Below are 12,288 nucleotides of genomic sequence, written 5' to 3' on the forward strand. Positions count from 1 at the left end.
GGAGAATAGATTATGTGGTTAGTATTTAAAAAAGAGATAAAAGAATTACTTCGCGACCGTAAAACCTTGTTTTTTATGATTGCGCTGCCTTTATTGATATTCCCTTTAATTTTCGGAATTGTTGGTTTTGTGGGTAAACAAGCCATCGATAAAGCGGAAACCCAAGTGCTTAACTATGCTTTGGTTGGTGGGCAATATGCACCTGATATTGTGAAAGAGTTGCAACAACCCGAGAAGTTTAACCTTGTAGAAATTGAGGCCGGCGCGGATTACACCAGAATAATTCGCAATGACACAGTCGATTTTGTATTGGAGATCCCTGCCAATTATTCCAGCGATGTACTCAGTAATGGCCAAGCAAATGTTAAGTTATATTTCAATGATGCGGGACTTAACTTGGTTTATACAAGAGTAAACGAAATTGTTGAAAGCCAATCTGAGTTATTTCAACAAAGTGCGTTTTCATCTATAGGTCTAGATGAAGCAAAACAACAAGCCTTGATAAAACCAATAGTATTAGAAAAAGTGAATACCGCCGACAATCGTGAAAATTGGGGCGAAAAAATTGGTGGCATGTTGCCCTATTTGTTATTCATTATTTGTTTAACAGGTGCTATGGCGCCGGCGACTGATATTGGCGCTGGTGAAAAAGAGCGCGGTACATTAGAGACCTTGTTGATTTCGCCCATCGACCGCAACAAAATTGTGATGGGGAAATTTTTAACTATTGCTTTTGCGGGCACTATGACAGCCCTCATTACAGTTGCCAGTATGGTGATTTGGGGATTAGTGTTAAGCCAAGGCATGGCTATCAAATTTGTCGCCGATTTTATGGCACAAATCGCCATGGTAGATTTTTTGCTTATTTTCTTGATGTTGGTACCCGTGGTGGCAATTTTCTCGGCCATCTTGTTGAGCATATCCATCTATGCCAAAAGTTTTAAAGAGGCACAAAGTTACATGGGGCCTATGACTATTTTGGTTATTGTACCTATTATGATCGCACTTTTACCTGGCGTAGAGCTAAAAGGTGCCTGGGCTTGGGTGCCTGTCACAAACGTTTCACTGGCGATGAAAGAGTTAGTTAAAGGCACAATGGACTACTACCAACTGTTCGCGATCTTTGGTTCAACAGTTGTGATTGCAGGGGCGTTATTTGCATTCTGTGTTTACTGGTTTAATCAAGAGAAGGTATTGTTTAGATAAATCAATGTGATGAAATGACTTGGATGATCAATAACAAAGCCATGCATTTGCATGGCTTTTGTCGTTTAGGGGCGTTAATACGGCAAGGCTTTGCCGTAGTTATTCGATTTATTGCCTGCCTATGTTAGGCATTTCTAATACAGTTTTTTCCTGCTTGTTTGGCAGTATATAGGGCTTCATCGGCTCGCGAAAAAATGCCAATTTGAGAATCATCTTCTCCATAAGTGGCGCTACCTATGCTGCAAGATATGTGATGTAGTTGCAGTAAGGGGTGTAATTCAAACGCACTACGAATACGTTCTGCAATCAAATTGTTGGTCCGTGTGTCTGCCTCAGGTAACAAACAGCAGAATTCATCACCCCCAAATCTAAAGGCAAAATCAGACTCTCTAAGGCTGTGTACTATAGTATCTGCACATGCCATTAGTACTTTATCGCCAACTTGATGACCATGAATATCGTTAACTTGTTTAAAGTTATCCATATCTAATATCAGCAAACCAAATGGTTGATGACTTCTCTGTGATTGACTGGCTAATCTAATCATAGTTTCGTCGTAACTGGCTCGATTACCCAAAGAGGTTAAAAAATCCTTCATAGCAAACTGCTTAATTTTATGATGCTCTAGGGCATTCTTAAAAGGATTACAAAAATTAACATGCATTTGTTGCAAAATTTGCCAATCCCTTATCGATAAAGGTTGTGTGAAGCAATAATCCATAACAGCCACTGCAGTACCTAGCTGCATACAATTAAGGGTTTTGAGATGTGAAGGTTGAACTCTCTGGCCAAAGGTCACGCTATCATCTTCAAACTGGATTTTTAGTTCAGACAGCGGTAGGGTGTTTTGTAACTGCTGAAAATATAATTCACTCAGCTTAGGCAGGTCTATCGTTGTTAGTAATTTTAGGATGAAATTATTCAGCTGACTTTGTGTCAACCCTTGTTTCTTGTCATGGTTTAACTCTTCAAGACTGAAGTAAGGTTCACCGACATTTGTGTTGTATAACTGAGTAAGTTGTTCCAACATTTTCTCCTGCCAATAATATGGCGAATTACTATACAAAAATGATATTTAGTTAGGATAAGCAAATATTGTGCCTAGGGGTAAACAAACAAAGGTAATCAGCGAATTATGCACGGAAATTTAGGCAATATTGTAATTTTAATGGCCGTAGCTGTGGTAACTGTTTGGTTATTCAAACGTATTAATTTGCCACCCATTTTGGGCTATCTATTTTGTGGTATTTTGGCAGGTCCCGATCTACTGGCATTATTTGAACACCCAGAAGATATGCAAAATTTTGCCGAGCTAGGCATTGTATTTTTGTTGTTTTCATTGGGGTTGGAGTTTTCACTTCCGAAAATGTTAGCGATGCGCCACTTAGTATTTGGCGTAGGTTTGGCCCAAATGGTATTGACCACGCTAGTGTTTATGGGCATTGCTTACTTATTGGGGTTTGATAGTAAAGCCGCATTTGTTATAGGCGGCATTATTGCATTGTCGTCTACGGCCATAGTGATTAAACAAACCAGTGACTTGGGTATTTTAAATACTACTCGAGCACAAGTTGCAGTGAGCATTTTATTGCTTCAAGACCTAGCTGTTGTGCCTCTACTTATTTTAGTACCTCTATTAGCTTCTGATTCCGACCAAAGTTTAAGCATTGCTATTTTATTGGCATTTTTAAAAGGATTATTGGTCGTGGGCATTTTGTTATCCGTAGGCAAATGGGTGTTACCTAAAGTGTTTAGAGAGGTAGCGAATACCAGAACCGATGAACTTTTTGTGCTGACGACTATATTGGTGGCGTTAATGGCCGCGGGATTGGCTTTTTCTTTTGGTTTATCCATGGCCTTAGGCGCTTTCTTAGCAGGCATGATGCTAGGTGAAAGCAAGTATAAATATCAATTGGAAGCTGATATTAGGCCCTTTAGAGATATTCTGATGGGGTTGTTTTTTATTACTATAGGTATGCGCCTAGAACTGCATAATTTACCAAGCCAGATACATTGGGCGTTGTTGGGGTTGGTAGTGATTGTGTTGCTTAAAGTCATGCTTATTCGGATTTCTGCTGAGATTTTTAAATTAGGTAAACAAGATGCCTGGGCGGCGGGACTGAAACTTTGTCAGATGGGCGAGTTTGGATTCGTGTTGGCCGCACTAGCTGTAGATCACGCCATTTTAAACTCAGAGCAAGGATCTTTATTGTTGACTATTGGTGTGATGAGTATGGCGATTACGCCTTGGTTGGTCGATCAAAGCCCCAAAATTGCTAGAGCCATAAGCCCTGAAAGGACTCCTAATGTAAAAGGTTTAGAGCAAATTTCTGTTCAAGATAAACAACTGACCGACCATGTGTTGATTTTTGGTTTTGGGCGAGTGGGTCAATCAGTCAGTCGTTTATTAAAGAAAGAAGCGATTCCTTACATGGTAGTTGATGCCGATCCTATCCGTGTGCAAGAAAGCCAAAGCGCCGGAGAACCTGTGTATTTTGGCGATGTGAAACAAAAAGATATATTACGTTCAGTGGGTATCCAGCGAGCCAAAATGTTGTTAATCACTTTTGACCAACATGAAAAAGCCATGAGTGTTATTCATTTGGTTAAGAGTTTATATCCCGAATTGCCCATAGTGGTAAGAACCAGAAAAGACTACCGCATGGAAGAATTGCTAGCGGCAGGTGCATCACAAGTGGTGCCGGAAATTCTTGAGGGCAGTCTAATGTTGGTGACTCAGGTATTACAATTATCGGGTGTACCTATGTCGAGAATACTCAAACGAGTGCGCAAAGAACGTAAGGCCCATTATGCCAATATGCACGGCTTTTTTCCTGGTGAAACCACTGAGCTTGACTACGTTAAACAAGACAAACTGGAGTTTTTGCACGCAGTTATTTTGACAGAAAACGCCTATGCCGTGGGTAAGTCATTACAGCAACTTAATTTGCAGCAATGGCGGGTCAATTTAAAAGGACTCAGAAGAGATAATCTCGAGTTAGCAGAGCCTGATGAGAGCATGGCTCTATTAGTGGGTGATGTGATTGTGATTTCTGCCAAACCTCGAAAAGTCGAGCGTGCTGAACGTTTTCTGTTGGAAGGAGACTAGCCTTTTAATGGTAAACTAAGGGTGTTAGATTTGTGAAAATCTAACACATTGTGAACCTGTAATAATTGACTTACGGTTTCGCCTTGCATAGGTTTAGCAAATACAAAGCCCTGAAAATTATGACAGCCCAGCTTGATTAAGGTGTCTACTTCGGCGAAAGTTTCTGTTCCTTCTGCCAATATTTGAATATTAAACACCTTACACATCGCAATGATCGCTTCAATGACTTGAATCTTTCTTTTGTCTGTATTTATATTTTTAATAAATTGCCTGTCTATTTTAACTTTCTTAACAGGGTAGGATATAAGTTTTGCAATACCAGAATAGCCGATTCCAAAGTCGTCTATTGTGATGTCAAATCCCCAGCTAGTGAGGTGATTTATGGTTGCTAAAGCTTTCTCATTAGAGATGCTTCTTGCAGACTCAGTTAATTCAAGTTCGATTAGTTGCGGGTTAATCTTGTATTCGATCAGAGGTTTGATCAAATGTTCATGAAAATTATCTTGATCAAGGTCAGCACCTGAAATATTGATTGCCACCGGCACTAAATTTACATTGTCGTGTTGCCAGTCGTTTATTTGTTTGCACACGTTTAATACTAACCAGCGAGTTAGGTTTGTCACTAAACCTGATTTTTCTGCAATTGGAATAAACACACTAGGTGAAACCGAGCCAATTACTGCCGAATTCCATCGCAATAAGGCTTCTAAACCGATTAACTTACCGTCCCCTTCGACTTTGGGTTGATATACTATGTGTAATTCATCATTGGCTATGGCTTCACTCAGTAGAATGTTAATTTCCTGATGTTCAATAAAACGCTCCAGACTAGAATTGTCATAGAAGTTAATATCAAGATTACTAGAATTGGCGGCATATAGTGCTTTGTTTACCAATTTTTCAGGGACAGGGTCAGGATCTAGGCCATGACTCAGTGAAATACCAAGCTGAATGTCCAATGGAATTTTCTGTCCATTAATTAATATGTTTTTGGGTAATTGTTCGATAAAAGATCTCAGCAAAATTTGTGCGTCTTTGTCAGATAATTCACTTACAATAGTTAAATTATTTGGATCAACTGATGCAAATTGACAAGGCATTTTTGTTTCTGATAGCCACTGGTCGGCCAAATTACGGATCATCACAGGCAAAGTCTGAAAACCATGTTTTTGCGCAATAAACTCGGCATTTTTAATACGTATCGCTACAATACACAACTCTGTATCAGAGTGGCTGAGGCGGTTTTTTAAATGCCCCTCTAGCCATGTTCTATTCGGCAAACGAGTGGCTTCGTTTAAGTTTTGTTTACGGTGTAGTAGACTGTGCGCTGCTAAAGTTTTATGTAACATGGTTTTAGCTGTAACATCTTCAATAGTAAGAAAATAATAACTATTGTTGAGCAAAGCGCTGCGGCTTATTTTAAACATTTTCAGTCTGCCAGCGACAGTCAAATTTACAGTGTTTGTGCCTTCTTTTTCAGGCATGTCGGTAAATAATTCGGACACCTCTAACGCCTGTGTGTGTTGTTTTAAATTACAGTGTAACAATTGTTCAGCAGCAGTATTCATTTCAGACACCACCCCTTTAGTAGACACAACTAATTTGGCTATTTCAGTTTCAACAAATAAGGTTTTATAAAAATCATTTTGTAATTGTAAATTGACATTTTGCTCAGTGATGCGTTTGTATAGACGAGAATTTGCGACATTCGCGCGGGCGACGCCTAATGGAATACACAGATTAAAAAATAAAAATATTAAGCTGAAAATATAGGCATTGGCACCATCCAAATAAGCATGTTCGTTTATGTATTGATTAAGTTGGAAGCCATTTAATAAAGTAATAAAAGGTAGAATATTGAGCATGATACAAATCACGCCCACCTTACAACCTAGTAGAACAAAAGCCACTAAAGGCAAAGAAAAAATAAACACTGGCCCTAACATTGCCAAGGTAGGCACTTGCACCATTAAATTGATGCAAACTGCAGCGAGTACAATGCTGATTAAGAGGCTATATGCGCTGATGTGATAGTGTGTTTTTGAGAGCCAAAGTTGAAAACCGCCGACTAGATAAAAGCAAGATAAGACGGGCAGAGCAATATAGTATTCAGCATCAAGTGCTTTGATAACACAATGAATAGCCACCAAAGAGTATAGTGAATAACAACTAATGATCATTATTCGCAGTGCACTTATTCGCCACTTTTCTATACCTGAAAAGGTACTTTCATCATCTGAAAGCATTAAATAGTCTAGCAAGGAATTTTTTAATTTTACGATCATTCTGTGTGCCTATTACCCAAAGACTTGATAAACATTTCACATCGAATAAGCCCCTCTGCTTCCGATGCTAACTCAAGGGTAATATAGCGATTACTTTTAACTATCATTATGATTGTTATGATATTTTTATTTACTGTCAAGGTATATTTTTTAACCTCGAAAGTTAGCTTTATTTTTCTTTATTTGTGATCTAGGACGGGATTAAAGTTGTTGGTCGATGATAGTATGAGGTAATTTTTTATCATAAAGGTGTTTTTATGGCTTCTAATCACACATTGAACGCGCCCAATAAAGGATCGGTTGTAGCAGTGCTGGTCACTCAAAATCAGCAAGTACGCTTGGATCAACCTTTGGTTATAATCGAAGCCATGAAAATGCAAACTACCTTGTGTGCTGACGTTTCGGGGCAAGTCAGCCAAGTTTTTGTCAAGATTGGAGATGATTGTGAGGTAGGTATGCCTGTAGTCGAATTATGTGCCGATGGCGCCAGTGATACAAAATCGAACAAAACGGTCAACAACAATAGTACTAATTTAAGATTACTAGACCATTTGTACGCCAGAAAAGCCCTCACTCTTGATGAACAAAGAATTGAGCAACAACAAAAGCGCCATCAAAAAGGGTATTTGAGCGCCAGAGAAAACTTACAAAACCTCTGTTCTTTAGATAGTTTTATGGAATATGGACAACTCGCAGTCGCAGCGCAGCGATTACGTCGAGACTATGACGACTTGAAGTTGGCGACAGCTGCTGACGGTGTTATCACAGGTATAGGTCAAATTAATCAAGGTCTGGTCGCCAAGGAAAATACACCTGCGGCTATCGTCATCAATGATTACAGTGTGTTAGCAGGCACTCAAGGTTATTTTCATCATTTAAAATTGGACCGTATCTTGGATATCGCTGCAGATAAAAAGTATCCAGTGGTGATGTTTACAGAAGGGGGCGGGGGGCGACCTGGTGATACTGATATCACTACTGTGAATTCAGGCCTGCAATGCCAATCTTTCGCTACTTGGGCAAGTCTACAAGGAAAAGTGCCCCGTATAGCCGTTGCAAATGGTTACTGTTTTGCTGGTAATGCTGCGTTGTTTGGCGCTGCAGACATCACTATTGCGACTCATTCTTCTTGGATAGGTATGGCAGGCCCAGCAATGATCGAAGGCGGAGGTTTAGGCGTGGTCAACCCCACTGATATTGGCCCCAGCGCCAATCAGTTCAAAAACGGCGTGATTGATATCCTAGTGGAAAATGAACAACAAGCGGCCAATATGGCAAAAAAATGTCTGGCGTATTTTCAAGGGCCATTGCTAGATGGACAGGCTTGTTCATTTGCAGATCAACAAACAATTAATCATGTTTTACCTGAAGATAGACGTTTTGTGTATGACGTTAAAGACATCATAAACATTATTGCAGACACCGATAGCTTTACTGAGATTAAGTCCCAATTTGGCGCGGCTATTATTACTGGTTTTATGCATTTACAGGGGCACCCGGTAGGTGTGATCGCCAGTAATTGCAAAGTCTTAGGTGGGGCAATTGATATCGATGCAGGAGAAAAAGCCAGTCAATTTATGCAGCTTTGCCAACAGTTTGCAATTCCTTTAGTGGTGCTCTGTGATACCCCAGGATTTATGGTTGGGCCAGAGCATGAAGATAGAGGCGCAGTGCGTAGGCTGTCTCATTTGTTTGTTGCAGGTAGCCAACTTTCAGTGCCTTTAGTCGCAGTGGTATTAAGAAAGTGTTACGGCTTAGGGGCGCAAGCTTTGTTAGGCGGAAATACCAGTAAACCCAGTTACACTATGGCCTGGCCTACAGGTGAATTTGGTGGGATGGGGTTGGAAGGGGCAGTTAAACTGGGTTTCAAAAAAGAACTGGCACAAGTGTCAGATCCTAGCGCAAGAACAGCCCTTTATGAAAAGTTGTTAGCCGAACAATATCAAAAAGGCCAAGCGCAAGAGGTGGCTAGTGTGCTGGAAATTGACGCGGTTATTGCCCCTGAAGAAACTCGTCAAATGCTTATATTAGCTTTGTTGGGGTAATTTAACGGCTTCATTGTTACCAATACCTTTGAGCAATCTGCCTAAAATATCTGCGCCGGTAATGACGCGTTTTTGTGTCTCACTCCAGACTAAAATAACGTCAGAATGTAAAACTTCATCAGAGTTGGGCTCAAGGTCGTGGGCTATCTTTAGGTTTTTCATGGCTTCACCTAAAGAACATTGTTCATCTTCTATTATTAAAGGGCGATGGCAATAAGCATAAGGGTCTTTATTAGCATCTTCGGTAATAGTGGCGCGTATAAACCCGTCGGCGTCCAGCATTAACAGAGGCAAATCTTCCTCATCTGTTAGTAGTACCCATTTATGGCCCGAGCGATTGACATCTTGAGTAAAGCTTAAAAATTCTGGACTGCCCACTTCTGGCAGTATCGGAAGGTCGAGCTTGCAAGGTAGTTTGAGTACGCTTTGGGGGTCTAAACTTTCACCTTCTTGACTCACCGTTATTTTATCCATTTGCAGAAAATTAAGGGCTCCCATGCCTTGAACGTGCTCCATGTCGGTATCTTCTGATTCCATGTGTGCGTTGATAATGGCCGTTAACTCTTTTTCACGAAAGTAGGTAATGCCCTCTCTACCCAACCATCCATCTAAAATTAAAGCGGTGGGTTTGGCTACGGGAAAAAGTAGTATTTGATAAAATTTAATAATAGGTGTCAGTTTAGATGCCACCGTTAGCGCATTTCGAGAGAAGTAGGCTTGTGGAAATATCTCTCCCAAAAAAGTAATGACTATGGTTGAAAACATAAAAGAATACATGCCAGCCAATACTGAATCAGACAGCAAAGTGAGCAATACGTTGATTGATACGTTGCCCCATAAAATTGTGGATAACAAGAAATTCGAGTCTTCGCGCATAGACAAAATGGTTTTTGCACTGCTGCGTCCTTGTTTTGCTTCTACTTCAAGTTGCAATCGACTAAGACTAAAGAAGGCTAGGTTCAATCCAGAAAAAATCGCTGATTGTGTGACGCAAAGTGCAATACCAATCCAAATCAAAATTTCGTAAGTCATTTTTATTACATCTAGTTTAAAGGTTAATTATTCAAAATTGGCTGTTACAACAGGGAAAAATTGAGCCAAAATGTTAAGAGCCATGTGACACTTGTACTCAAGTAGAGAGCGGGCGAGAGGTTATCACAAATTAATCAATTCTTATGTAATCTAACGTATTTTTAATTTCCAATATTCATTGCGTAATAAGTCGATATGAAGTTTATTTAAAGGTACGATCACCTAAATTAGTCAATCAACCCTGTGGGAAAAGTATGAAAATTGGGATTTTGTCACGTAATAAAAATTTGTATTCCACTCGTAGACTGCAGGAAGCGGGCCTCGCTAGAGGTCATGAAGTCGATATAATAGATACACTACATTGTTATATGGATATCACTAGCAGTAGACCTGTAGTACGTTATAAGGGTAAAGAATTACCTCAGTATGATGCGATCATCCCTCGTATAGGTGCTTCCATCTCGTTTTATGGTACGGCAGTGGTTAGACAGTTTGAAATGACAGGTAGTTTTTGTGTAAACGAATCTGTGGCGATCAGTCGCTCCCGTGACAAACTGCGTTCGATGCAGCTCTTATCGAGAAAGGGTATTGGTTTACCTAGAACAGGTTTTGCTAATCGTCCCGATAACATCAAAGATTTAATTAAAAATGTCGGTGGTGCGCCTTGTGTTATTAAATTATTAGAGGGTACTCAAGGTATTGGTGTGGTTCTGGCCGAAACGGCTAAAACCGCTGAAGCTATAGTTGAAGCCTTTATGGGGTTAAACGCAGACATCCTTATCCAAGAATTTATTAAAGAGGCTGGTGGCGCGGATATTCGTTGTTTTGTTGTAGGTGACCGGGTGGTAGCAGCGATGAAACGACAAGGTGCGGAAGGTGAATTTCGTTCAAACTTGCATCGTGGTGGCTCTGCTGTTTTGGTGAAGTTAACAAAAGAAGAAAGAGCTACAGCTGTGGCCGCCGCTAAAATTATGGGGCTGAATGTGTGTGGTGTAGATTTACTCCGCGCCGAACGTGGTCCTGTGGTAATGGAAGTGAACTCATCCCCTGGTTTAGAAGGAATTGAAACGGCAACCGAAAAAGATGTGGCTGATTTAGTCTTTCAATTTATCGAAAAAAATGCCAAACCTCATCGTACCAAAACCCAAGGAAAAGGTTAGCAGTGCTACTTTAAGTTACTTTAGGTACAGCATAATAAAGGCCAAGTTTGCTCGCGCTAACTTGGCCCTTTTTTTAATTACTCATTATTTTGCTGCGTGTTGCTCAGGGTTGAGAATTTTAACTTCACGTTGAGGGAAGGGGATTTCGATACCATTTTCTCTTAGGGTTTCTAGAATAATCAGCATCAGGTCGCCACCGACTCTGTTTTTACCATCGTCAATACCAAACATCCAAAACTCAACAAACATGTTAATCCCAGAGTCACCAAAACTGTCAATCTCACAGTCGGGGCGTTCTTCGAATGGCACATCGAGACCACTAATCACTTGCTCATGTTCTGCTACTGCGACTTTGATGAACTCAACCATAGTGCGTACGTCAGTAGCATAGGGCACGGAAAAGTCCACACGGTATCTTTGCTTAGGATCTTTATGGGTCCAATTGACCATCAAAGAAGAAATGAATTTTTCGTTGGGCACTAAAATGTCTTTACCGTCGTAGGTTTCTAATACGGCGTAACGCATTTTAAATTCTCGAACAAAGCCCTTTTGTCCGTCGTCCAACTCCACAAAATCTCCCACTGTTAGTGAACGATCTAGGAGTATAATAATCCCCGATATAAAATTGGACGCGATAGACTGTAAGCCTAATCCCAGTCCTACACCTACAGCACCACCAAATACTGCAAGAGTCGTCAGGTTGACCCCCATTATATTTAATAATAACAAGATCACTATACAAAAAAGGGAGACCTCAAATAGTTTGCTGAATACTTCTTTGGTGGGCACATCAAGTGACGCTTGTTTTTTGATTACTGCTTTGCCAAAGGTATTTGAGGCACGGCCCAACCAAAATAGGAAACTGCCAAATATAAGTACTCTGGCGACACCGTAAGCTGAGATGCTAACGTTACCTACATCCAAAGAAATTTCTTCAAGGGCGTTAATGACAGTAGTTAACAAACTTAACAAGTGCAGCATTAAAATGGGTAAACCTACCCATCTAAACAATGACGCCGCAAACTTATGTTGTACAAATGCACGTATTAAGGAGTTAAAAAAGAGTAACACTGCTATGGCTAATGCTGTTTCGATTAACCAAGGCGTAAAGGCTAAACTTTCACCCGCTTTGGTTGAGATCTGCAATAAAATGATGGCCAATAAAGGAAATAATATCCCACCAATTCTATAGGCCAATTTGCGCACCGGATGAGCGCTTTCTAAAGGTTCATTATGTGTTAGGCCGACGCTATGCCTTATTTTATAGGCGCTAGCAAAAGACAAAATGTAAATCACCACAATAACCAGTAGTTGAATATAAGTGTTACTGTCAGCGATAGCGAATTGGGCGGTTTGTAATGCCTCGTTTATCACTGTTGACACTGAATGTGTGTCCATGGGAGTTAACTCTTTTTTTATTTAATGGCTTAATAATGAATGATAGACGAGAT

General features: G+C 40.3%; 8 protein-coding genes. 4 read left to right on the forward strand and 4 right to left on the reverse strand.

What is annotated here, in order from left to right:
- Positions 1-12 precede the first annotated feature (12 nt).
- Entirely contained in the window at positions 13-1,206 is a 1,194-nt protein-coding gene (locus tag AAC000_RS14845; protein WP_339723621.1) for an ABC transporter permease, read from the forward strand.
- 124 nt (positions 1,207-1,330) lie between these two features.
- Here the strand turns inward: AAC000_RS14845 and AAC000_RS14850 are convergent, their stop codons facing one another.
- Complete coding sequence (locus tag AAC000_RS14850; protein ID WP_339723623.1) at positions 1,331-2,236, reverse strand: GGDEF domain-containing protein; 906 nt, start codon at positions 2,234-2,236, stop codon at positions 1,331-1,333.
- 105 nt (positions 2,237-2,341) lie between these two features.
- Between AAC000_RS14850 and AAC000_RS14855 the strand changes: the two genes are divergently transcribed.
- A complete protein-coding gene (locus AAC000_RS14855) occupies positions 2,342-4,315 on the forward strand; it encodes a cation:proton antiporter (protein WP_339723625.1) in 1,974 nt (657 codons plus the stop codon).
- On the opposite strand, the gene AAC000_RS14860 is transcribed toward AAC000_RS14855, so the two are convergent.
- Entirely contained in the window at positions 4,312-6,600 is a 2,289-nt protein-coding gene (locus AAC000_RS14860; RefSeq protein ID WP_339723627.1) for a GGDEF domain-containing phosphodiesterase, read from the reverse strand. The two genes, AAC000_RS14855 and AAC000_RS14860, sit on opposite strands and share 4 nt — an antisense overlap.
- Before the next feature lie 257 nt (positions 6,601-6,857).
- Between AAC000_RS14860 and AAC000_RS14865 the strand changes: the two genes are divergently transcribed.
- On the forward strand, positions 6,858-8,645 hold the full coding sequence (locus AAC000_RS14865) for a carboxyl transferase domain-containing protein (protein ID WP_339723629.1): 1,788 nt from the start codon (positions 6,858-6,860) through the stop codon (positions 8,643-8,645).
- Here the strand turns inward: AAC000_RS14865 and AAC000_RS14870 are convergent.
- Positions 8,628-9,677, reverse strand: coding sequence for a DUF21 domain-containing protein (locus AAC000_RS14870; RefSeq protein WP_339723630.1), 1,050 nt, complete (start codon positions 9,675-9,677; stop codon positions 8,628-8,630). The genes AAC000_RS14865 and AAC000_RS14870 overlap by 18 nt on opposite strands.
- A gap of 254 nt (positions 9,678-9,931) precedes the next feature.
- Here AAC000_RS14870 and rimK point away from each other — a divergent pair, with 254 nt between their 5' ends.
- On the forward strand, positions 9,932-10,837 hold the full coding sequence (gene rimK / locus AAC000_RS14875; RefSeq protein ID WP_339723631.1) for a 30S ribosomal protein S6--L-glutamate ligase: 906 nt from the start codon (positions 9,932-9,934) through the stop codon (positions 10,835-10,837).
- An 84-nt stretch (positions 10,838-10,921) separates the two neighbouring features.
- Here rimK and AAC000_RS14880 read toward each other — a convergent pair whose 3' ends face one another.
- On the reverse strand, positions 10,922-12,235 hold the full coding sequence (locus AAC000_RS14880) for a mechanosensitive ion channel domain-containing protein (protein WP_339723633.1): 1,314 nt from the start codon (positions 12,233-12,235) through the stop codon (positions 10,922-10,924).
- Positions 12,236-12,288: the final 53 nt, after the last annotated feature.

This window comes from uncultured Paraglaciecola sp., assembly GCF_963977085.1.
Classification (GTDB): domain Bacteria; phylum Pseudomonadota; class Gammaproteobacteria; order Enterobacterales; family Alteromonadaceae; genus Paraglaciecola.

Excerpts from the sequence above, each read along its gene's own strand:
- rimK (WP_339723631.1), top strand. The coding sequence starts at position 9,932 with ATGAAAATTGGGATTTTGTCACGTAATAAAAATTTGTATTCCACTCGT.
- AAC000_RS14855 (WP_339723625.1), top strand. The coding sequence starts at position 2,342 with ATGCACGGAAATTTAGGCAATATTGTAATTTTAATGGCCGTAGCTGTG.
- AAC000_RS14850 (WP_339723623.1), bottom strand. The coding sequence starts at position 2,236 with ATGTTGGAACAACTTACTCAGTTATACAACACAAATGTCGGTGAACCT.
- AAC000_RS14870 (WP_339723630.1), bottom strand. The coding sequence starts at position 9,677 with ATGACTTACGAAATTTTGATTTGGATTGGTATTGCACTTTGCGTCACA.
- AAC000_RS14860 (WP_339723627.1), bottom strand. The coding sequence starts at position 6,600 with ATGATCGTAAAATTAAAAAATTCCTTGCTAGACTATTTAATGCTTTCA.
- AAC000_RS14845 (WP_339723621.1), top strand. The coding sequence starts at position 13 with ATGTGGTTAGTATTTAAAAAAGAGATAAAAGAATTACTTCGCGACCGT.
- AAC000_RS14880 (WP_339723633.1), bottom strand. The coding sequence starts at position 12,235 with ATGGACACACATTCAGTGTCAACAGTGATAAACGAGGCATTACAAACC.
- AAC000_RS14865 (WP_339723629.1), top strand. The coding sequence starts at position 6,858 with ATGGCTTCTAATCACACATTGAACGCGCCCAATAAAGGATCGGTTGTA.